Genomic DNA, 22,701 nt, shown 5'->3' with positions numbered 1-22,701 from the left:
TAAAAAAATAACAAATATAAGGTTGCCGATTAATATGCTTTGGCAAATACAACCGTATGCTGAGCAGGCTTGCCGCAGCAAATACAGGTCTCTTTCGTTTCTGACGGGTGGAACGGAATATTACGGCTGCCTGCGCCGGTCTCTTCCTTGACCTTATCTTCACAATCCTCAGAGCCGCACCAGCCTGCAAGCGCAAAGCCGCGTTTCTCTTCCATAGAATCCTTCATCTGCTCAAGAGTGTCTACGGAATAGAAATGATCCTCACGGAATTTCAGTGCCCGCTCGTACATTTCCTGATGGACCTGCGCAAGCATCGCATTCACTTCTTCAACCAGGTTCTCCTGCTGAATGACCTTCTTCTCGCCGCTGATCCGGGATACAAGCACGCAGACGCCATTCTCCATATCACGCGGTCCAAGCTCCAGACGGACAGGGACGCCGCGCATTTCATATTCATTGAACTTCCAGCCCGGGGTTACATCCGCACGGTCATCTACACGCACGCGGATTCCGGCGCTCTTAAGCTCACCAAACAGTTCGTCGGTACGTCCGATGACTGCTTCGCGGGTCTTAGGCGGTCCGATTGGAATCATAATGACTTGCGTAGGCGCTACCTTCGGCGGCAGAGCCAGTCCACGGTCGTCACCATGCACCATGATGAGGGAACCGATCAGACGCGTGGTAGAGCCCCACGAGGTGGTATGTGCATGTTCCAGTACATTCTCCCGGTTCAGATATTGGATATCAAAAGCAACCGCGAACTTGGTGCCCAGATAATGTGAGGTAGCGGCCTGTACAGCCCGTCCATCCTTCATCATCGCTTCAATGGAATACGTATCCACAGCACCGGCAAACCGCTCGGATGGCGTCTTCTGTCCGGTCACTACCGGAATAGCCAGAAAGGTCTCCACGAAGTCGCGGTAGTTATCAAGCATCTTCATCGTTTCTTCGCGTGCTTCCGTCTCATTCTCATGCGCGGTATGGCCTTCCTGCCAGAGGAATTCTGTCGTACGGATAAACGGCAGGGTACGTTTCTCCCAGCGGACCACGTTGGCCCATTGGTTGATCAGCACCGGAAGGTCGCGGTAAGACTGAATCCACTTGGAATACATATGGCCAAACATGGTCTCGGACGTAGGGCGGATCGCCAGACGTTCTTCCAGCACATCGCCTCCGGCCTCAGTGACCCAAGGCAGCTCCGGGTTGAAGCCCTCCACATGTTCCTTCTCCTTCTGGAAAAAGCTCTCGGGAATGAACAGCGGGAAGTAGGCATTCCGGTGACCGGTCGCCTTCAGGCGGCGGTTCATTTCCTCCTGGATATGCTCCCAGATTTCATAGCCGTCCGGTTTGAACACGATACAGCCGCGGACCGGCGAATAATCCATCAGGTCCGCTTTTTTGATAACATCGATATACCAGCGTGAGAAATCCTCGCCCTGCGGCGTGATCTCTGTAACGAACTGCTTGTCTTTGGCCATGTGAAGAAATCCTCCTATTATTCGCCCCTCAGATTGCACATTAGGTGTGAAGCCCAATCAAATGCATCGCGGGATAAAAAAGATATGACATCCGTCAGCCGCTTATGAGGCGTAAAATATCATTATACGTAACAGCGATCATCACCAGGAACAGCAGGGCAAAGCCTACAAAGTGGACCATGCCTTCCCTGCTCGGGTCCACCGGCTTGCCGCGCAGTGCCTCAACACCCAGGAATACAAGCCGGCTGCCATCCAGTGCAGGAATCGGCAGAAGATTGAAGATCCCCAGATAGAGGCTGAGAATAGCCGCCCAATAGGTCAAATACTGAATCCCCTGCTGGGCAATCTGCCCGGTCAATTGGAACGTGCCTACCGGCCCGGAGATATCATCCATATTAAATTTGTTGATCAGCTGCTTGAAGCCGATAAAAATCAGCTTGGTGGTGTCGACCATCGCTGTACCGGACTTGGTAATTGTCTCCCCCACTCCGGCCTTGCGGGTAGGAAGCTCCGGCGTAATTCCAACCTTGCCGCCTTGCTCCCCTTCCATTCCACGGGGAATCATGGTCACATTCAAGGTCTCTTCGCCGCGCTTCAGCGTCCAGTTCATTTCTTTGCCTTTGGAGGCTGAAGTCAGCTTGATCATCTTCTGGTAATCTCCGCCGATGGCCTGCCCGTCCACAGTGACGACGATGTCGCCCTTCTGAAGACCTGCTTCCTGTGCAGGCATTCCTACGCTGACGTCACCGATCTTCACATAGGTCGGATTCTCCACCGGGATTCCGGCCATCTGCAGATGAAGTGCAAATAGCACAAACGCCAGAATGAAGTTCATCACCGGTCCGGCCAGGATCGCTATCGCGCGCTGGCCGACGGTTTTGCTGCCGAACTGGCGGTCCTTGGGCGCAATTTGCGTCTGCTGGGTGCCTTTGATCATCATCGCCTGCGGATTCACATCATAGGTGGTCACTTCACCATCTACATCAAGGCGGATCTTCAGTTCATTCTCCAGATCCGTGAACTGCGCTTCGCCGCGGATAACATTTCTGCGCGTATCCAGGGAATCGAGGTAGATATTCTTTACCTTGTTATCCTGGCCCAGCCGGACAGCAATGGTCTGCCCGGGGCCGATCTCAACCATCTCCGGGTCTTCGCCGGCCATACGGGCGTATCCCCCGAAGGGCAGCAGGCGGAGCGTGAACTGGGTTTCACCGCGTTTATAAGAGAACAGTTTCGGACCGAAACCGATCGCAAATTCCCGTACAAGAATTCCGGCGCGTTTGGCAAAATAATAATGTCCCCATTCATGGACAGTCACCAAAACAAAGAACATAAACACCGTTAAAAAAACAACTCTTACCATCTCCATAGCGCAACATTCCCCCTTAAGGTGTAAGACCGAAGTATGTCCTCTTAATTTATCATTATTCCAAGGCAGGGCACAAGAGAATCAACAGTCCACACCTATTTTTCAGGGTACAGCCATATTCACCGTTTCCAAAGGCCTCTTATCCCTTTACAGGACAGCCGCAAGCTCCCGGGAAGCTATATCGCTACTGTGAATCTGTTCCAGACCGGGGTTCGCCTCACCCTGATGACGCTGAAGCACTTCATCAATAATCTCATCAATCCGCAGGAAGGGAATCTCACCGCGCAGGAAGCGGGCCACGGCGACCTCATTGGCTGCATTGAAGGCTGTTGTGAATGTGCCGCCCGCTATGCCGCAGTCAATAGCCATCTTCAGCGCCGGATAGCGCTCATAATCCATCTCCCGGAAGGTCAGGCTGGTTACCTGAGCCAGAGACAAACGCTTCGCAGGAGACGGCCAGCGGTCGGGATAGGTGAGCGCATATTGAATGGGAACCCGCATATCAGGAGTCCCAAGCTGAGCAATAATGCTGCTGTCGCAGAACTCCACATAGGAGTGAATGATACTCTCCGGATGCAGCACCACATCAATCTGCTCATACGGAAGGGCGAACAAATGGTGGGCTTCAATAACCTCCAGGCCTTTGTTAACCATGGTTGCCGAGTCAATAGTAATCTTGGCCCCCATGCTCCAATTGGGGTGACGCAGTGCGTCCGCTACGGTAACATTCGTAAGCTGTTCACGCTTATAATCACGGAATGAACCGCCCGAGGCAGTAATGGTAATTGAAGCCACATCTTCACGGTTCTCCCCGTTTAAGCATTGGAAAATCGCCGAATGCTCACTGTCCACTGGAAGCAGCTTCACGCCTTTGCGTTCAGCCAGCTCTGTAACCAGATGTCCGGCGGTCACCAGTGTCTCCTTATTAGCCAGTCCAATATGTCTGCCGGCTTCAATCGCCGCCAGCGTAGACTGAAGTCCTACACTGCCTACAAGCGCAGTTACGACTGTCTGTGCATCGCCTCCGGCAGCAATCTCCACCAGACCTTCACTTCCGCTATACAGCTCTACACCGGCAGGCAGACTGGATCTGATCTCCTCTGCAAGCTCCTTCGTGGATACCGATACACGGCGAGGCTTGAAACGGCGGACCTGTTCCAGCAGCAGTGAAGTATTACTTCCCGCCGCCAGTCCATCGACTTCAAAAGCTTCCGGATGCATAGCTACCACATCCAGCGTCTGGGTACCGATGGAACCCGTAGAGCCGAGAATACTAATTCTTTTCACAGTTGCTTTCCTTCTCCCTGTCGTTAATAGTAAGGCATCAGCATTACGATATGTACGAAAGGAAATACGATGATCCAGCTGTCGCAGCGGTCCAGGATGCCACCGTGACCCGGCAAGAGTGAGCCTGAATCCTTAATACCGTACACCCGTTTATAGGCAGATTGTACAAGATCTCCAAGCTGACCCAGCACAGCGCAAGCAATTCCAATCAGCAGCGCGCGTCCGATAGTCAGCAGATCAGGAACCAGTATAGCAAACACAATCGATATGACAGCAGAAATCAATACTCCGCCAAGCGCGCCCTCTATAGTCTTGTTAGGACTGATCGCAGGCCACAGCTTGTTCTTCCCGAAGCTTCTGCCGACAAAATAGGCTCCGGCATCACTGCCCCATATACAGCACAGCAGCAGGATCGTCCAGAAGAGGCCATGGCCATCTCCCGCACCGCGGGCGATTCCCATATACGAGAACCCCATTCCTATGTAAACAATGCCAGTGAACATCATCGCGGTGATTTTGATATCAAGCTTATTCTTACTGAAGACAGTGACCAGCAGGAATAGCAGCAATACCAGCCATATCCCCTGTTCCCAGGAGAATAGCTTATTCGTTCCCAGGAGATCCCAAGGAATCATAAAGCCTACTACAGAGGCATAACCAAATACAGCAGTCAGCCCGAAGGTGGCTGTACCTGTCATTTTCACAAATTCATAATAGCCGATGAGGGCCATCGCAGTCAGCATCAGCTGATACGGCCAGCCACCCCAATAGCATAACCCTAAAAACAAGGCCCCGGCAACAATTCCGGTAATCAATCGCTGCTTCAAAGAATCCCTCTCCCATCAGGCTACTTCAATCCACCATAACGGCGTGTGCGGCGCTGATATTCAGCCACAGCCTGCATCAGATGCGACTTGTCGAACTCCGGCCAGTACGCATCCGTAAACCAAAATTCACTATAGGCGATTTGCCACAGCATAAAGTTACTGAGCCGCATCTCTCCGCTCGTACGGATGAGCAGGTCAGGATCGGGTAATCCGCTGGATGACAATCTGTTGTCAATCAGCTCTGAAGTGATCTCTTCAGGTGACAGAATTCCTGCCTGGATATCCTTGCCCAGAGCGCGCATACAGTCCTCAATCTCTTTGCGCCCGCCGTAGTTCAGAGCAAAATTAAGTATAAGTCCGGTATTGCTTAGTGTGCGGGCGACCGCTTCTTCCATCGCCTTGCGGGTATGGGAAGGCAAAGCCTCCGTGTTGCCCATTACGCGCACCTGTACATTCTTCTCAATGAGTTCATCCAGTTCAATAGCCAGGAATTCTACGGGAAGGCGCATCAGGAAATCCACTTCATCCTTCGGCCGGGTCCAGTTCTCCGTAGAGAAAGCGTACAGAGTCAAAAATTCTACTCCGAGGTCATTCGCTGCAATGGTAGCACGTTTGACTGCCTTCATCCCGTTCTGATGGCCCACAACCCGGGGCATACCGCGCCGTTTCGCCCAGCGCCCGTTGCCATCCATAATTATCGCTACGTGCCGGGGAATATTATCCGGTGAAATCTCGACTGGCTCCTGCCTGTCTTTACGGCTCAGCCATTCTTGAATCCGTTTGATCATTTCCGTTTCCTCCAAGCTCTTATCAGAAAGAGACAAACCCCACCATTAACGGAGGGGCCTGAAGTCTCATGAATTTCGTTATACTTCCATAATCTCTTTTTCTTTGGACAAGAGCACTTTGTCGACTTCAGCTATGAACTTATCCGTTGATTTCTGGATATCTTCCTGATGTCCATGTGATTCATCTTCTGAAATGCCGTTCTTCTCCATCTTCTTGATGTCATCGTTGGCATCGCGGCGGATGTTGCGGATCGCTACCTTAGCTTCTTCACCGAACTTCTTGGTGAATTTCACCAGCTCAGTGCGGCGTTCTTCGGTAAGCGGAGGAATCGACAGGCGGATAATCGTACCGTCATTGGCAGGTGTAATCCCGATGTCGGATTTCATAATCGCCTTTTCGATGTCTGACATTGAAGTTTTGTCCCACGGCTGGATCAGCAGGGTCCGGGAATCCGGTGTGCTGATGTTAGCCAGCTGATTGATCGGAGTTGGAGCACCGTAATACTCAACCTGGATGCGATCCAGCAGCGACGTCGAAGCGCGTCCTGCCCGCAGTGTTGCCAAGTCGCGTTTCAGCGAGAGAATCGCTTTTTCCATACGCTCTTCGGCATTCTTCTTAACCGATTGTGGCATTTAATTTACACTCCCTTTAACGATCGTCCCGATCTTTTCGCCGAGAACGACGCGTTTAATATTGCCTTGCTCTGTAATAGCAAACACAATGAGCGGTATATTATTATCCATGCAGAGTGAGGAAGCGGTAGAATCCATAACCCCCAGGTTTTTGTTCAGAATATCCATGTAAGTAAGCTGCTCGTATTTCACGGCTGTGCTGTCCTTGAACGGATCTGCTGAGTAGACGCCGTCTACCTTATTCTTGGCCATGAGGATAACCTCGGCTTCAATCTCGGCTGCTCTAAGCGCTGCCGTAGTATCTGTCGAGAAGAACGGATTCCCTGTCCCTGCGGCAAAAATAACTACGCGGCCCTTCTCCAGATGCCGGATCGCCCGGCGGCGGATATAGGGCTCAGCAATCTGCTGCATGGCGATAGAGGTCTGAACCCGGGTAGGGACATCGATCTGCTCCAGAGCGTCCTGCAATGCCAGCGAGTTCATCACTGTTGCCAGCATTCCCATATAATCGGCTGTTGCCCGGTCAATACCGCTTGCACTTCCGGCGATTCCGCGCCAGATGTTGCCACCGCCGCATACAATCGCAACCTGAACTCCAAGCTCCACGACTTCCTTGACCTGCTCTGCAATAGAGATGATCGTATCGGCATCGATGCCATAGCCATTCTGTCCGGCGAGCGATTCACCGCTTACCTTAAGGACTACTCTCTTAAATACCGGTTGTTCCAATTATATACCCTCACTTTCTACAAAAGACGGAACACTACTTGTATGTGTTCCGCTCTTTTGATGCTTGCCTGTATTCAGTTCTTATTCAATGTCATGCAGTTATTATTGTTTTACTTGTGCCATAACTTCTTCTACGAAGTTGTCGACTTTCTTCTCAAGACCTTCACCCAGTTCGAAACGAACAAAGCGGCGGATGGTGATGTTCTCGCCAATGGTGCTGATTTTTTCATTCAGCAGCTGGGAGATTGTCTTGTCCGGGTCTTTAACGAAGGATTGCTCCATCAGGCAGTATTCTTCATAGAACTTGCTGATGCGGCCTTCCACCATTTTTTCAACGATCTTCTCAGGCTTGCCTTCGTTCAGCGCTTGCGCCTTAAGAATTTCTTTTTCCTTCTCTACGTCTGCAGAAGGTACTTCTTCACGGCGGACATACAGCGGGTTTGCTGCTGCGATTTGCATAGCGATGTCGCGCGCGAATTCTCTGAAGGAATCCGTTTTGCCTACGAAGTCAGTTTCGCAGTTGATTTCCACCAGAACGCCAATACGGCCGCCAGCGTGGATATAGGATTCTACAGTACCTTCAGTAGCAATACGTCCGGCCTTGTTCGCTGCTGCGGACAGACCTTTTTCACGAAGCAATTCTGCTGCTTTGGTGATGTCGTTGTTTGCTTCTTCCAGCGCTTTCTTACAATCGAGCATTCCTGCCCCTGTTCTTTCACGAAGTTCCTTCACTGCTTTTGCATCTACTGCCATTGTTATTCCCTCCAGGGTCATAGTCGTTGTCATACGCGGGCATAAAGCGATACTTGCTTGCATTTTAAAAAAAGGGCAGTGAGAGGTTATCCACCTGCCAACCACCCTTTTCATTTGAGTTTATGTTTTATGTTCCGGTTACTACTTAAGCTGTAGTTGTGTCTTCGCCCTGATGAGCTTCAACAACAGCATCAGCCATCTTACCAGTCAAGAGCTTCACGGCGCGGATTGCGTCGTCATTGCCTGGGATTACGTAGTCAATTTCATCCGGATCGCAGTTAGTATCAACGATAGCTACGATAGGAATACCCAATTTGCGAGCTTCTGCTACTGCAATGCGCTCTTTACGCGGGTCAATGATGAACAGCGCGCTTGGAAGACCTTTCATGTTCTTGATACCGCCCAGGAATTTCTCAAGACGATCTTTCTCTTTGCGGAGAAGGATAACTTCTTTCTTAGGCAATACTGCAAAGGTACCGTCTTCTTCCCAAGCTTCCAATTTCTTCAGGCGGTCAATACGCTTCTGAATAGTCTGGAAGTTAGTCAGGGTACCGCCGAGCCAACGCTGGTTAATGAAGAACATACCCGAACGTTCAGCTTCTTCTTTTACGGAATCCTGTGCCTGCTTCTTTGTTCCTACGAATAGGATTGTGCCGTTGTCGCCAGCGACGCTCTTTACAAAGTTGTAAGCTTCCTCTACCTTCTTGACTGTCTTTTGCAAGTCAATAATGTAAATTCCGTTTCTTTCAGTGAAGATATAACGATCCATCTTTGGGTTCCAACGACGAGTCTGGTGACCGAAGTGTACCCCAGCTTCGAGAAGCTGCTTCATGGAGATTACTGCCATCTTCACACACCTCCTAAGTTTGGTTTATTGTGTGTCTCCTCCGCCGCGCGTCATCTTTCAGCAAGACTTTCTTCAGAAGAAAGCACCCCTTGTCGAAATCAACCGGCGTGTGTTTTAACACCGTCAATTAATATATCATATTAAAACAGCCTATGCAACGATTACTTTTTTACGGTAATCAGCTTGTCAATAATGGAGTTGATGCTCTCTCCCTTGGTGAAGCTGTAGCTGCCGTATTGAATGATAGTGTTCACCTTACGGCTGTTTGCCGTCTGGAGGAACTTGTTCTTATCCTCGATAACCCCGGCTTCCGCAAGCAGAGCTGCCGTCTGGGTGAGCGTAATTCCAGTGGGAATCTTAAGAGAGATTACCCCGTCCACCGCAGCCACAGGCGCTTCAGGCGTAGCCGGAGCTTGGGTAACAGGCTCCGCAGTGTTCTGCGGCTGCACAGGTGCCGAAGGCTTGCCCGGTGTCGCTGCGGCGTTTGGCGTTGCAGCCGGCTTGGGCGGGACAGCAGGCGTAGCTGCCGGTGTTACTGCTGGCGTCCCGGAAGCCTGGGCCTCGGCCGCTTCCTCCGGGGACGGCGTTGCTGTTGCACCAGCTTCTGCCGGATCTACAACAGTCAGGTTCAGGCTAGCCGCTTGCCGGATCAGCTCTTCTTTGGTCAGAGGCGCCGTCCGTCCGGCTATCATCAGCTGCAGCAGCAGCGCGCCGGCGATCAGCCCGATCCCTAGTCCCAGCATAAAGAACCGGTTCTTCATCATACGGATTCCTCCTGCTGCGCAAGCTGCAGGATCAGCTGCACCTCGCCCCGCTGCAGACCGGCGGTCTTGGCGATAGAATCAATTGATTTCCCTTGCTCATGCAGCTCGAACAGCCGGGGATACCGCAGCTTGATGGAGCTGACGGGTCTTGGCTTAACAGGAGGCACTGCCTCGGCAGCTTGCTCCCTGCCCTGGGGCTTCTCCGCGTGTCCGGACGAGGCTTCCCGCGAGAAGGTTGCTGACAGCTGAAGCAGTCCCTTCTCTTCTGCGGTCAGCCGCGCATCCATCAGCAGCAGGCTCTTCTGCAGCTCGCCCACCTGCTCCCGCAGTACACCGATCTCTTCCTGCAGGGCCGCCTTATTGCTCTGTGACTGTGTCTTAATACTGCCCACCAGCTTCAGCAGCTCGGAGTTCTCATGCTCGATATCGGCCATGTAGAGCTCCAGAGCCGCCTCCGTCTCCTTCAGGCTCTTCTTCTCCGAGTCTTCCTTACCCGTTCTGGCCGGCAGCCGCAGGGCATAAACAATAGCAACTGCGCCTACCAGCACGATGTATACCCATGGTTCCAAGTGTGTAATCTCCTTCTGCGTTTAATTCATAGGATGCCTTAACTGCATTTGCGGTTATTCTGTCCCAATCAGAGACTGAAATCTATACGGTGCCCTTTATAAGGATGTTCGGCAGCATGGGTGTTCTCCAACTTATCCGGCTTGCGCGGATGAGGCTGACTGCCAGAGCCGCTCCCCTTGCCGCCATCCCGCAGCGCCGATTCGGCAGACTCGTCAACCTCAGTGCTGCGCAGCGAGATTTCCTGGCTATGCTTGATATTCTGGCCTGCCAATTGCTGCTGGTCGAGTGCAGGACGCTGCTGAAGGTTGTTCTGAACTTTGCCCGCATCATGGGTACGGGGCAACGCAATTTGCAGTTCCACCGGTTTCAGACTCATAAGATCCCTCTTCTCCACTCATTGGTTACAGAATCAAGGAATAGCAGGCCGCCTCAGCTGCCTGCCTGATTATACATACGGTATTATGGATATATCCCCTTCACTGTAAATGAAGGATACCCGCTCCGTCGGGTCCTTGACGAACCTGGTATATCTGCCGATTACGATCTTAGAGCCTCCATAGATCGTCTTGACGACATCAACCTTAGCTCTGCCGGTGTCCTCCAGCATGCGCTCGATCTCCAGCACACGCTCTTTAATTCTCTTTTCATCACGCATATGGGATTGCTTGGTTGCATTAAGCTTGACGCGAAGCGCCACCTTATCGGGCGATAGCTGGCCATTGTTCGCCAGCTGATTAAGCAGATACAGCGCCTTATTGGTCTTGTCCTCATTCTCAAGAAGCTGACGAAGCTCCTGGCGCAGTTCGTTGATCTCATTTCTCAGCTCGGGAACAACGCCCACTTCAATCGCTGTAGCTGTAGACATGGTATTGCCGATGGTGCGGGCAATCACGTGTTCACCCGCCTGCACAATACCGCCAACAATTAAGCCTTTGGCGCCGTTGCACAACACGTCGCGGCCTGCCCGTATGCTGGAATGCATGATGCTTTGTGAGACTATAACATCCTCCCCGGCCACAACATTGCCATCCTGGATGAACGAGACCTTAACATTTTTACCGGCATGAACGAGCCCTTTATTATATCCGATGATGCCGCCCGTAATCTCGATGGACCCGCCCGATATCAGCTCGGCCCCCTCTACACCGCCGACCACCCGGATATCTCCTGCGGATTTGACGGTAAAGCCGGTAAGCACATTGCCGCGGATGACCACCGTGCCCACGAAATCAATATTGCCCGTGCTGTAATCCACATCCCCATTGATTTCATACACCGGAAATACATTGATCTTGCCCTTGTCTGTCAGCGTGACCAATCCGTCAATCGCCGAATACATGGAGGTCTCTTCCTGATCCACCACCACATTCTTGCCTACCTTGAAATGAGCCTCCTTCCCTGCCCGGAACGGAAGCTCCTCCCCGGTTACCGTTTTGCCGCTCACACCGTTCTCTGCCGGAATAACCTTGGCAATAAGCTGGCCCTTCCTTACGTTATGCAGCCGGACCAGCTCTTTGTAATCCACCTTGCCATCCTCTTTCTCCAGAGGCTTGCGGTCCTCCTCCATATCAACGGTCAGCACAATACGGCCATCCTTACCGTTGACAGCAGGCTGTCCAATCGCGATCGGCACCCGGTTCCAGAAGTATTCTTCCGGGTTGCTGCTAATCCGCTGCACAATATCATGCTGGATACCGAAACGAATATTGTGACTGGACAGGAAGCTCTCAAGGTCCTCGACCGAACAAGTGAAATTCTCATCCTTCTTGGTGAACTGAAGGTAAGCAATCCCCTTATCCTCCGAAAAAGTAATGCTCAGGTATTGGCTCAATACATATTGACCGATCAATTTCTGCTCCCCCTTGTCACCGTCACCCGGTTAATCATTTTGCATCAGAAGGTCCCGGTTCTTCTCAAGTGTTCCTCTTAGCCGCAAAATAGCTTTGGAATGAAGCTGGGAGATTCGCGAAGGAGACAGTGACATCACTTCCGCAATCTCGCTTAAAGATAAATCCTCATAATATAAAAGGGACACGACGGTCCGTTCTTTCACTGTTAGTTTCTCGATGCCTTTGGTTAGCGTATCCCGCAGGTAGAACTCATTCACTTTACGGTCCGGATTCTTGGCCTTGTCATCTACCAATATGGACATTCGTGTCTCTGATTCTTCTTCACGTATAGGATCTTCCAATGAACAGAGCGACATTACTGCGACATCCTGCAGCATCGTCTGAAACTCCGTTTCCGAAATATTCAGATACTTGCTCATTTCATCGTCACTTACCGATCTCAAATACTTCTGCTCCAGCTGCTGGTAGGCATCCTCGATTTTTTTCGCTTTTTCGCGTACGGATCTGGGAACCCAGTCACTTTGCCGCAGAGAATCAAGGATTGCTCCCCGAACCCGCCACGAAGCATAGGTCTGGAATTGAAGCCCCCGCTTGTAGTCGAATTTTTCGATCGCATCAATGAGTCCCATGACACCGTTGCTGGCCAAATCGTCCTTGGAGACGTTTTTGGGCAACCCTACTGCCAGACGGCTGGACACGTAATCAACAATATGGAGATAACTCTCAATCAGCTTTTTTTTAGCTTCAGGATCGCCGTGCTCTTTCCACTGCTCCCAAAGCAGGTCTGTTTCCGACTGAGCTGCTTTACGCTCGTTCAACGGCTTTCACCCTTCCCAAAGTTTAGTCAGCGGGCAAACATGCGGCGCAAGATGACGGACTTTCGCCGCAGTACTCGCTTATTCTTCTTTCAGGTGACGAACGGCCTTGGCCAATTCTTCAGGATCTTTCATAGAGACTAGCTTCGGAGGCTGCAAAGGCGTGAACCCCCCGGGCTCTTCACTGACCGCCTCCCGTTTTGGGGTTAACAAGTCTTTGAGCTCCTGATCCTCTTCAGGTGTACTAATATCAAGCTTCCCGCCAAGAGACTCTCCGTTATCGAACAAACCGGCTTCCGGGTCTGAGGCTTCTTTTCCGATAATAAAACCCAATACCCATCTCAGGAAGAAAGCAAGCACAAACCAGATAATAAATCCGTACATGCCCCGGATCAGGCTGGTACCCAGCAGGTTCTGTCCGTTGTTCGCAAGGAAGGTTAGTACAAATCCGATCAGTCCGGCCACAATATTCAGCAATAGTTTCCTGCTCATGGCTAAATTTCCTTCGGGCCTTTTTGAACGCTGCGGATAAAAATCACTCCGGTATTGCAGGAGATTTCTATCGTGCGCCCATAATTGCCGCCCGTGTCCTCCGCGATAAGCGGAATATGAAGGCTCTCAAGAGCAAGCTTGCAGGATTCCACATTCCGAGGCCCGATCCTCATGGTGTCACTCCCTCCGGCAAAAGCAAACATCTGCGAGCCTCCGGCCATCTTGGCCACAATCCGGCTTCTAACCGCCCCCAGCCCCAGCAGGCGGGCCAATAGCTCAGGCACAGCAGTATCTGCGAACTTGGCGATATTCAGCTGTCCCTCCCTGGCAATCTCTGAAGAGGGCAGCATGACATGAGCCATCCCCGCCAGCTTTTTACCGGGATCAAACAGAGTCAGACCTACGCAGGAGCCAAGACCGGTCGTACGAATAAGGCTGTCCTGGCTGCCTACGTTCAGATCCGCCATACCTACTTTAATGATGCTCTGCTCTTCAATCATTGTCGAACGGTACTCCTAAAGCCTTGAATATTTTGGGGAACGATTCCGGATCGGGAATAAGGAAGAATTGTCCTTCAATTTCATTTTGGCCTTCTAAAAAAGTCGTATCGATCAGCAGCGCATCATCGCCCATCTGACCGAACTGCAGCAGCCCGTAGCCAAGAATGGCTCCGGCCATATCCATTGCAAGCGCCGGCACTGTCGGATACATGGTCAGGGAGGTGAAGTCCGCCAGGGAAGAGAGATAAGAGCCGGCCAGAATATTGCCGATCTCGCTTAGTGCGGATAACTCCATCTCACTCAGCTCATCGCCGCCGGAGACTTCAATACCGGCAATCCGGCTGAGCAGGTTGCTTGCCGCCTCCGGGGTAAGAATGAAGAACAGGTTGCCCGGGGCTTCACCTTCCACACGCAGGAATACCGCATATACCAGTTCCTCCGCTCCGCCCACCTTATCAGTGATCTCCTCGAAGCTGAGCAGCTGTACCTTCGGAACCGCCATATCAATCGGCTTATTAAGCAGTTGAGATAAGGCGGTGGCAGCATTGCCGGCCCCGATATTTCCGACTTCCTTAAGCACATCCATTTTGAAGTCTTTGAAGTTCTTGAATAGCTCCATAGGCTAGCCCTCCAGGCTTTCCAGCTGCACGATTTCACTCTTGTTCAGCACTTCAGACAGGTTAAGCATAATCAGCAGGCGGTCATCACCAATTTTGGCCACCCCGTCCAGATACTTCGCCTTGATTCCGCCCACGACATCCGGCGGTACATCAATAATGTCACGGTTCAGATCAATGACATCGTTGGCTGAATCAACAATGAAGCCCACTTCCATCTCATTCACATTGACGATGATGATCCGGGTCTGGTCGGTGTGCTCCGCTTCCTCGATGCCGAACCGTCCGCGCAGATCGATAACCGGAATCACGACACCGCGCAGATTGATCACACCTTTGATAAAGGAATAGGTCTTCGGTACGCGGGTAATCGGCATCATACGTTCAATCGTCTGGACCTTCTCTACTTCAATGCCGTATTCTTCAGTGCCAAGCTTGAATACAATTACTTTGATATCTTCAGCCATGGAATGACCCTCCCTGTTCTAACCTGATTATTTGATAAAAGCATTCGGATCGATAATAAGCGCTACCTGTCCGTCTCCAAGAATCGTGGCTCCGGAAATTCCCTGCACCTCTGGGAGATACTTGCCTAGGTTCTTGATTACAATTTCGTTCTGGCCAATGAAGTCCTGCACAGCCAAGGCAACCAGCCGTTCTCCCTTGCGGACAACCACGATCTCCGTCTCCTCTTCCGTGCTTTCATCATAGTCCGGAATGGAGAAGATCTTGCTCAGGGAGACCAGCGGAATATGGCTGCCCCGGAACTCCAGCATCCGGTTGCCGTGAATGGTGCGGATCTGGGATTGCTTCACAATTCCAGTCTCCACGATGGAAGAGAGCGGAATGGCATATTTCTCTGAGCCAAGCCGAACCAGCATCGCTGCAATGATCGACAGGGTCAGCGGAAGCTGAACGGAGAAATTCGTGCCCTTGCCTGGTGTAGAGTAGATGGTGACGTTACCGCCCAGGGAAGAGATTTTGGATTTGACCACATCGAGACCCACGCCCCGGCCCGATACGTCAGAGATGACCTCAGCTGTACTGAATCCAGGCGCGAAGAGCAGCTGGTACGCTTCGTCATCTGTCATCGTGCCCGCCTGCTCTTGGGTAATCACACCCTTTTTGACAGCAGAGGCTAAGACATTCTTCGGATAGATGCCCTTGCCATCCTCTTCAATCTCGATGAACACATGATTGCCGCTATGGAAGGCCCGGAGCTGGACGGTTCCGGTCTCCGGCTTTCCAGCCGCAATCCGGTCTGCAATAGATTCAATCCCGTGGTCAACCGCATTGCGCAGCAGATGGACCAGCGGATCGCCAATCTCATCAATCACGGTACGGTCAAGCTCTGTATCTGCTCCAGTGATGATTAAATCCACCTTCTTGTCCAGCGATTTCGCCAGATCGCGGATCATCCGCGGGAACCGGTTAAATACGGTGTCTACCGGAACCATGCGGAGCTTCATTACGATATTTTGCAAATCTCCGCTCACCCGGCCCATATGCTCGACCGTTTCGGTAAGATCCCCGTTCTGGACCTCGGAGGCCAGCTGCTCCAGCCGGACACGGTCAATAAGCAGCTCGCTGAACAGATTCATCAGCACATCCAGCCGCTCAATATCCACACGGATGGTCCGGGAAGGTGACGGCGACCCTCCTGCCCGGGCCGGGGCTGCTTTGCCGTTCTCTTCCTTGGGATGCAGAGAAGCCGCAGGGGAAGCATTACCGGCAGCAACGGGAGCAGCTTCCTGCACCGGAGCCGGAGCGGGCGCTTCGGCTGTAGCTGCCGCAGTGTCTTGCCCCATTTGGCGAAGTGACTCCTGATCAAGCGCCACAGCAGTAACCGCTTCGATCTCTGACAGATTCAGAATCATCTTCTGAATCTCGCTGGCATCCTTTTGGGTTATGTAGTAGAGGGAGAATCCGTAATCGAATTTCTCCTGCTCTATGTCCTGAACCGAAGGGAAGGATTTCACGACTTCTCCTGAACGCTCCAGAAGGTCGAAGACCATGTAGGCACGTACAGCCTTGAGCTGACAGTCCTTGCGGATCGCCACATCCACATACAACACCTGATGGCCTTCCTGAAGGGATTGCTCCAGCACTGAGTACTGGAATTCATCCAGGAACACCTGGGCCGCGCTGGCATTGCCGGACGCAGCAGCAGTGACTTCAGCAGAAGCATTGCCGGCAGAAGGAACCTCTCCGCGTACGATGGCCTGCAGGGAAGAGACAATCTCTGTTACATCGGCCTTGCCCGCTCCCCCGCCGGTGATATCCTCCACCATGGATTCCAGAGCGTCAATACTTTTGAACAGGGTATCAAAAATGAAGTCCTGCATCCGCAGTTTGTTATTGCGCACCAGATCGAGCACATTCTCCATTTGGTGCGTAAGCGAAGCCAAATCTTCAAACCCCATTGTAGCCGCCATACCTTTCAAGGTATGGGCGGAGCGGAAAATCACCTGAACAATACTCAGATCCTCCGGATTCGCTTCCAGCCCCATCATGCTCTCGTTCAAAGACTGCAGATGATCATTTGACTCATCAATAAACATGGATAAGTATTGGTTCATGTCCATGAGCGGGTACCTCCCCTTCGAGTTCGCTATTCCATTATTTAACGGCTTGTACCAGCCTTGGAGCAATTTCTTGCAAAGGCAGGATGTGTCTTACACACTTCAACTCTACTGCAGACCTCGGCATTCCGTATACCACACAGGTTTCTTCACTCTCTGCAAAGGTTGATGTCACCCCCGAATCATAGAGTGCTTTCATCATACGGGCCCCGTCGCTGCCCATCCCCGTCATAATGACGGCATGACGTTCCAGCGAGGTAAGCTGCAATACCGATTCAAACAGTGTATCTACAGAAGGACGATGTCCATTACGGACCTCTTCCTTAGTAAGCTCTATCATGTATTGGCCGCCAGGCGCAGGAACCACTGTCAGGTGATAACCCCCGGGGGCAATATACGCCGCACCCTGCCGGAGAATCATACCGTGCTCCGCTTCCGCGACCTCCAGCGCGCTGAAGGTATTCAGACGCTGGGCCAGCGATTTGGTGAAGTTAGGCGGCATATGCTGGACAATGACAATCGGTGCCGGGAAGTCACCGGGGATGTTCTCCAGGAATGCCTTCAGCGCTCTCGGACCTCCGGTTGAGCAGCCTACAGCAACCAGCTTACGCACGCTCCGGCTTCCGCTTGCCTGGCCTCCTGTTGCTGCAGGAGGTTCAACGAACGAGCCTGCAGCAATTTCAGAAGCCGCACGTTGTACAGCCCTTCCGGCGCCCTGCGCCTCCTGGGAGCGGCCTTTCAACCTGTCGGGAGCCGGTTTATGCACTGCCGGCGCAGGCTTGGCTACCCGCTTCGCAGCCGCCGGCTCAGTGCCGGTCTCCGGCTTCCGTTTGTCAGCGGGAGGTTCAAGCGGCGCCCTGACCCTTGGCTTCTCCGTGCCTTGAAGCGGCGCTTTATCCGCTTCTTTCTTGGACGGCTCCAGCTTCCTTCTTACCGGTTCCACAACAGCCCGCGGAGCAGGCGGTTCAGCAGCGGGAGGAGGAGGCTCAGGCGATTTGACGGCGGAAGCGCGGGCTTCACGGCGCTCGCGCGCCAGCATCGCTTCCTTCATTTGCTCCCGGAGGGACTCTCCGACAGCGATGATATCCTGGGAGTTTGAAATGGACGGCTTTCGGATGAAATCGAAAGCCCCCCACTCCAAGGCCAGAATCGTCTCCTTCATACCCTCTTCATTAATACCGGACAGCATAATCACCGGGAGCGGACGCTGGGCCATGATACTTTTGAGCGCCTCCAGGCCATTCATCTCAGGCATCTCCACATCCATGGTTACGAGATCCGGACGAAGCTCGTTAACCTTCTCAATCGCCTCGCGTCCGTTGGCAGCTGTCGCTGTGACTTGAAAGTCGGCATCATTCTCTATTAAATCGGAAATAATCTTGCGCATGAATGCTGAATCATCAACAACCAGAACTTTATATGGCCTCATAGCTTTTCCACCTCTGTCCCTCAAATTCAGAACAATTATCTGTTTCGTTTCAACCACTTGCTGATGAATCCCTTGATGCCTTGAACTTTAGCGGTTTCTACTGAATCCACAGCCAGATAGCTCTGCGCAAGCCTCTGCACATCCCTGGCTGCAATACTGTTCGGAAAAGCCACTGAGAATGGAATTTGTTTCTTAACGGCCTGTACTACATGCGGATCACTGCTGATGTAACCGAGAAAGGGAAGCTCAAGCTGCAGGAACCGGCTGGCCGCCATCCGGATTTTGTCACTGGTGGCCCGTGCCTCCCGTTCATCCCCTGCCTGATTGACAATCAGCCTGAACGAAACCTCAGGATGCGAATTATGAACAACCTTCATCAGCGCATATGCATCTGTAATTGCGGTAGGCTCAGGCGTGGTCACCACCAGGCAGTCATCAGCAGAAGTGATGAATTTCATCGTTTCCTTGGACAGCCCCGCCCCTGTGTCGAACAGGATGAAATCCATGGTATCGGCAATGCTTGCAATCTGTGTGGTAAAGTAATTCAGATCCGCCTCCGAGAGTGTGAACAGCTCGTCCATCCCGGAGCCCCCTGCAATGAAGGGCAGCGCCTCCGGTCCGAGCTGAATGATCTGTCCGATATCCGCTTCCCGCTTGAGCAGGTGGTACAGATTGTATCTGGAGGAGACACCCATAAGGACATCAATATTGGCCATGCCGATATCGGCATCGAACAGAAGAACTCTCCGTCCCATGGCCTTCAGTGCAAGCGCGAAGTTAAGGGTGAAATTCGACTTTCCGACTCCCCCCTTACCGCTGCATACCGTGATGATCCGGGCGGAGGCACCGCTTCCGGGAGCCTGCCTTGTATCCTGGCTGGAGACCAGCCGTCTTAATGCCTGCGCCTGGTCCATCACCCGCCCCCTGTTCCCAGCAGCATGTCGCCAATCTGCTCCCCTGTGGCCATAAGAAGATCATCAGGAACATTCTGTCCGTTGGTAATATAAGAGAGCTTCAGCGGATAATCATTCAGGACATTGAACAGCGGGCCGTAGCTCCCCGTTTCATCCAGCTTCGTGAATACAACCTTATCCAACTGGTATCTGCCGAAGTGCTCCGCGATTTTTTTCATATCACGGCTCTTCGAGGTGAGGCTCAGCACCAGCAGGGTCTCGCTCTTAAGCTCCTTGGCCAGCAGGCTCTGCAGTTCAGCCACCAGCATTTCATTGCGGTAATTCCGTCCGGCGGTATCCATTAGCACCAGATCACAGCTCTCCAGCCGGAACATCGCCCGCTGCAGGTCTCCCGGCGACTGGACCACCTCCAGCGGCATGTTGAGAATGGAAGCGTAGGTTCTGAGCTGTTCAACGGCAGATATCCGGTAAGTATCCGAGGTAATCAGCCCAACCTTACGGCCCTGCTTGAACAGCTGCTCCGCTGCCAGCTTGGCAATCGTTGTCGTCTTGCCGACCCCAGTCGGCCCGGCAATATATACAATCCGGGTATCCGGGGCAATACCGCCGGCAATGCGTCCTGACAGAAATTCATCAATCTGCTCTCTGAGCACAGCCTCGAATTGTTCCGGCCCCCAGCTGCTTCCTTCCTCACGGTAACGCTCCAGAACATGTCCGATCCATTCCTCTACGAGAACAGCGTCAGTCTCCTGGTCAATCAGGCGGCTGCGTAAGGATTCCAGCGCATCAGGCAGCTCGGCTGCCCCTGAGGAATAACGTGCGATACGTTCCATCCATTGCTTCATATCCCGGATCTCCCGCAGGACATCACTCTCAGTTGCAGCGGCAGTATCAGGTTCAGGCTGTTCTGCAGCAAGCGATTCATAGATGGCAGCAAGTTTCTTCCGGCTCTCCTCCGGCTGCGGTACAGCCGGCTGGCCTGCTGCAATATCCTCAGTGCGGATATCCGGCGGCTCCGTCTTGACTAAAGGCGGCATCACAGCGACACCCCCACCCTGCTCCAGCGGATCAGCCAGCGCTGCGGCAATCTCGGCAAACGACTTGGCTGCTGCCGCATCTCTTACCGTCACAGGCGGCGGGAGAGGAGGAGCAGCGGCTGAGGCAGCCTTTTGATAGGCCTCGGGCACTGCATTTCGTGGTACATTCATTGGCGGTGCAGGAATCTTCTCCTGCGCGGCTGCCTTTGCACCGTTCTCCACAGCAGCCACAACCTCAATCTTCTTTTTAGAGAACATGCCCATGAATCCGCCAACCTTTATTTCTTTGGTGCTTAAAATAACGGCATCGCTTCCAAGCTCGCTGCGGATCGAATGCATGGCGTCAGGCATCGTATCGACCACATAACGCTTCACTCTCATAAGTTCACCACCCCGACGCTTTGAATTTCAATGTTTGGCTCCAGCTCGCTGTAGGAGAGCACCGGGATATCCTGCATGGTTCGCTCAATCACCTGGCGCAAATACATGCGAATCGTTGGAGAGGTTAGTACAATCGGCTGCTGGCCAGATTGCAGGAGACGGTTGATCTGCTCCGTAAGCCGCTGATAGACGGTTTGGGTAGACACCGGATCAAGCGCCAAGTAGCTGCCCTGCTCCGTCTGCTGCACGCTCTCGGAAATTTTTTTCTCAAGTCCGGGGCCTACAGTAATGACACGCAGGGTCTCCCCCGTCTGAGAGAACTGCTGGGTAATCTGTCTGGAGAGGGATTGCCGCACATATTCAGTCAGAATGTCAGGGTCCTTGGTATACGTGCCGTAATCGGCAAGCGTCTCGAAGATGGTGACCAGATCGCGGATGGATATTTTCTCCCGCAGCAGCTTGCCCAGCACCTTCTGAATATCCCCGACAGCAAGAATGGAAGGGATCAGCTCGTCCACCAGCACAGGGTAATTCTCCCTGAGGTTGTCGACCAGTTGCTTCGTCTCCTGACGGCCCAGCAATTCGTGTCCATACCGTTTGATCAGCTCGGTCAGATGTGTGGCTACAACGGAAGGCGGGTCAACCACGGTATAACCGGATAATTCAGCCCGCTCTTTCACCGACTCATCGATCCATAGGGCAGGCAGCCCGAAGGATGGTTCAATAGTCTCAATCCCGCTAATCGACTCATCATCATAACCGGGGCTCATGGCGAGATAGTGATTAAGTAATAATTCACCGCCGCCAACGTTATTTCCTTTAATTTTGATGACATATTCATTCGGTTTTAGTTGAATATTGTCGCGTATGCGAATAACCGGCACGACAAGACCCATCTCCAGCGCACATTGCCGTCGAATCATGATGATACGGTCGAGCAGATCGCCGCCCTGCCCCGTATCCGCCAAAGGAATCAGACCATAACCAAATTCGAATTCGATCGGGTCCACCGTAAGCAAATTGATGACACTTTCGGGACTTCGTACCTCTTCAATCTGCTTCTCCTCGACCAGTTGTTCATCGGCAATCTGCTGCCTGCTGGCCTTCTGCCCCATACTGTAAGCCGCGTAAGCCATCAGCCCTGCCAAAGGAAGCGTGGACATAATCGTAATCGGGGTGAAGAAACCCAGAAACGCAATTGTCGCAGCCACTATGTATAGAAGCTTCGGATAAGACAGCAATTGTCCGGTCAGATCCTCGGCCAGATTGCCTTCCGAAGCTGCCCGGGTAACGATCAGGCCGGAAGCCGTGGAGATCAGAAGGGCCGGAATCTGGCTGACCAGACCGTCACCGATGGTCAATACAGAGTAGGTTGAGAGTGCTGTCTGGAACGACATACCGTGAACGGTCATACCGATAATGAAGCCGCCGATCAGGTTGATAATGAGGATGATGATACTGGCAATGGCGTCACCTTTGACGAACTTACTCGCACCATCCATAGCTCCGAAGAAATCCGCCTCGCGTTCGACATTACGGCGGCGTTCCCGTGCCTGCTGCTCATTGATCATCCCCGCATTCAGATCCGCATCAATACTCATCTGCTTACCGGGCATCGCATCCAGTGTGAAACGGGCGCCTACCTCGGCCACGCGCTCAGAACCCTTGGTGATAACAATGAACTGAACCACCACCAGGATCAGGAAGACAATGAACCCGATCGCGATCTGTCCCCTGGCAATCCAGCTTCCGAAGGTCGCTACGACCTCCCCGGCATGGCCATCAGCCAGAATCAGCTTGGTTGTTGACAGGTTCAGCGCTAAGCGGAACAGCGTTGTGATCAGGAGCAGTGAAGGAAATATTGAGAACTGCAGCGGATCTCTGGTATTCATAGCGACCAATATAATGGTCAGGGCTATCGAGATATTGACAATTAACAGTACATCCAAAAGCCAGACAGGGATGGGCAGAATCATCATCAGCACGATACCGATAATGCCCAGTAGAACTGTTAGATCTTTAGCTTTCAATGTCCTTAA

General features: G+C 52.5%; 23 protein-coding genes. All 23 read right to left on the bottom strand.

The genetic code is table 11. The annotated features are described in order from the left end of the window. Positions 1-29 precede the first annotated feature (29 nt). Positions 30-1,478 carry a proline--tRNA ligase gene (gene proS, locus MKY64_RS08300; RefSeq protein WP_340952161.1) on the bottom strand — a complete coding sequence of 483 codons (1,449 nt, stop codon included), beginning with the start codon at positions 1,476-1,478 and terminating at the stop codon, positions 30-32. A gap of 94 nt (positions 1,479-1,572) precedes the next feature. Next, positions 1,573-2,847: an RIP metalloprotease RseP gene (gene rseP / locus MKY64_RS08295; protein WP_076078643.1), complete on the bottom strand. Its 1,275-nt coding sequence runs from the start codon at positions 2,845-2,847 to the stop codon at positions 1,573-1,575. A gap of 147 nt (positions 2,848-2,994) precedes the next feature. Continuing rightward, positions 2,995-4,134, bottom strand: a complete 1,140-nt coding sequence (locus tag MKY64_RS08290; protein ID WP_340952158.1) for a 1-deoxy-D-xylulose-5-phosphate reductoisomerase — start codon at positions 4,132-4,134, stop codon at positions 2,995-2,997. 23 nt (positions 4,135-4,157) lie between these two features. Further along, the gene (locus MKY64_RS08285) at positions 4,158-4,961 is read right to left on the bottom strand and encodes a phosphatidate cytidylyltransferase (RefSeq protein ID WP_076078640.1); all 804 of its coding nucleotides are present in this window, start codon (positions 4,959-4,961) and stop codon (positions 4,158-4,160) included. Between the two features lie 20 nt (positions 4,962-4,981). Then, the gene (locus MKY64_RS08280) at positions 4,982-5,749 is read right to left on the bottom strand and encodes an isoprenyl transferase (RefSeq protein ID WP_340940097.1); all 768 of its coding nucleotides are present in this window, start codon (positions 5,747-5,749) and stop codon (positions 4,982-4,984) included. Positions 5,750-5,827: 78 nt separating this feature from the next. Then, positions 5,828-6,382, bottom strand: a complete 555-nt coding sequence (gene frr, locus MKY64_RS08275; protein WP_036724711.1) for a ribosome recycling factor — start codon at positions 6,380-6,382, stop codon at positions 5,828-5,830. Next, complete coding sequence (gene pyrH, locus MKY64_RS08270) at positions 6,383-7,111, bottom strand: UMP kinase (protein WP_036692582.1); 729 nt, start codon at positions 7,109-7,111, stop codon at positions 6,383-6,385. It abuts the gene before it with no gap. A 102-nt stretch (positions 7,112-7,213) separates the two neighbouring features. Continuing rightward, the gene (tsf, locus tag MKY64_RS08265) at positions 7,214-7,864 is read right to left on the bottom strand and encodes a translation elongation factor Ts (protein WP_036724710.1); all 651 of its coding nucleotides are present in this window, start codon (positions 7,862-7,864) and stop codon (positions 7,214-7,216) included. A 145-nt stretch (positions 7,865-8,009) separates the two neighbouring features. Continuing rightward, a complete protein-coding gene (rpsB, locus tag MKY64_RS08260; RefSeq protein ID WP_036692565.1) occupies positions 8,010-8,711 on the bottom strand; it encodes a 30S ribosomal protein S2 in 702 nt (233 codons plus the stop codon). Positions 8,712-8,872: 161 nt separating this feature from the next. Beyond that, on the bottom strand, positions 8,873-9,475 hold the full coding sequence (locus tag MKY64_RS08255) for a hypothetical protein (protein ID WP_339310131.1): 603 nt from the start codon (positions 9,473-9,475) through the stop codon (positions 8,873-8,875). Further along, positions 9,472-10,044, bottom strand: coding sequence for a hypothetical protein (locus MKY64_RS08250; protein WP_339310133.1), 573 nt, complete (start codon positions 10,042-10,044; stop codon positions 9,472-9,474). The genes MKY64_RS08255 and MKY64_RS08250 overlap by 4 nt, the downstream gene beginning before the upstream one ends. A 68-nt stretch (positions 10,045-10,112) precedes the next feature. Then, positions 10,113-10,421 (bottom strand): hypothetical protein, encoded by a 309-nt coding sequence (locus tag MKY64_RS08245; protein ID WP_339310134.1) that lies wholly within the window; start codon positions 10,419-10,421, stop codon positions 10,113-10,115. A 69-nt stretch (positions 10,422-10,490) separates the two neighbouring features. Further along, positions 10,491-11,894 (bottom strand): DUF342 domain-containing protein, encoded by a 1,404-nt coding sequence (locus tag MKY64_RS08240; protein WP_340952153.1) that lies wholly within the window; start codon positions 11,892-11,894, stop codon positions 10,491-10,493. Between the two features lie 30 nt (positions 11,895-11,924). Then, entirely contained in the window at positions 11,925-12,713 is a 789-nt protein-coding gene (locus tag MKY64_RS08235) for a FliA/WhiG family RNA polymerase sigma factor (RefSeq protein WP_036724703.1), read from the bottom strand. A 78-nt stretch (positions 12,714-12,791) separates the two neighbouring features. Further along, complete coding sequence (locus MKY64_RS08230) at positions 12,792-13,202, bottom strand: hypothetical protein (protein WP_209879044.1); 411 nt, start codon at positions 13,200-13,202, stop codon at positions 12,792-12,794. Between the two features lie 2 nt (positions 13,203-13,204). After that, positions 13,205-13,702, bottom strand: coding sequence for a chemotaxis protein CheD (locus tag MKY64_RS08225; protein ID WP_036724701.1), 498 nt, complete (start codon positions 13,700-13,702; stop codon positions 13,205-13,207). Next, positions 13,695-14,321, bottom strand: a complete 627-nt coding sequence (locus MKY64_RS08220) for a chemotaxis protein CheC (protein WP_036724698.1) — start codon at positions 14,319-14,321, stop codon at positions 13,695-13,697. Before MKY64_RS08220 ends, MKY64_RS08225 begins: the two co-directional genes overlap by 8 nt. Before the next feature lie 3 nt (positions 14,322-14,324). Next, the gene (locus MKY64_RS08215) at positions 14,325-14,786 is read right to left on the bottom strand and encodes a chemotaxis protein CheW (RefSeq protein ID WP_036692546.1); all 462 of its coding nucleotides are present in this window, start codon (positions 14,784-14,786) and stop codon (positions 14,325-14,327) included. A 27-nt stretch (positions 14,787-14,813) separates the two neighbouring features. After that, a complete protein-coding gene (locus tag MKY64_RS08210) occupies positions 14,814-16,904 on the bottom strand; it encodes a chemotaxis protein CheA (protein ID WP_076078627.1) in 2,091 nt (696 codons plus the stop codon). 34 nt (positions 16,905-16,938) lie between these two features. Then, positions 16,939-18,330: a protein-glutamate methylesterase/protein-glutamine glutaminase gene (locus tag MKY64_RS08205; protein WP_340952147.1), complete on the bottom strand. Its 1,392-nt coding sequence runs from the start codon at positions 18,328-18,330 to the stop codon at positions 16,939-16,941. 35 nt (positions 18,331-18,365) lie between these two features. Continuing rightward, entirely contained in the window at positions 18,366-19,247 is an 882-nt protein-coding gene (locus MKY64_RS08200; protein ID WP_036724690.1) for a MinD/ParA family protein, read from the bottom strand. Beyond that, positions 19,244-20,662 carry a flagellar biosynthesis protein FlhF gene (gene flhF, locus MKY64_RS08195; protein ID WP_340952145.1) on the bottom strand — a complete coding sequence of 473 codons (1,419 nt, stop codon included), beginning with the start codon at positions 20,660-20,662 and terminating at the stop codon, positions 19,244-19,246. Before flhF ends, MKY64_RS08200 begins: the two co-directional genes overlap by 4 nt. Next, positions 20,659-22,692 (bottom strand): flagellar biosynthesis protein FlhA, encoded by a 2,034-nt coding sequence (flhA, locus tag MKY64_RS08190; protein WP_036724686.1) that lies wholly within the window; start codon positions 22,690-22,692, stop codon positions 20,659-20,661. Before flhA ends, flhF begins: the two co-directional genes overlap by 4 nt. Positions 22,693-22,701 lie beyond the last annotated feature (9 nt).

It is taken from the genome of Paenibacillus sp. FSL R7-0210, from assembly GCF_038009085.1.
GTDB classification, from domain to species: Bacteria; Bacillota; Bacilli; order Paenibacillales; family Paenibacillaceae; genus Paenibacillus_AQ; species Paenibacillus_AQ silagei.
Note: the sequence above shows the minus strand (reverse complement) of the source record. Positions and strands in the feature narration are given on the sequence as shown.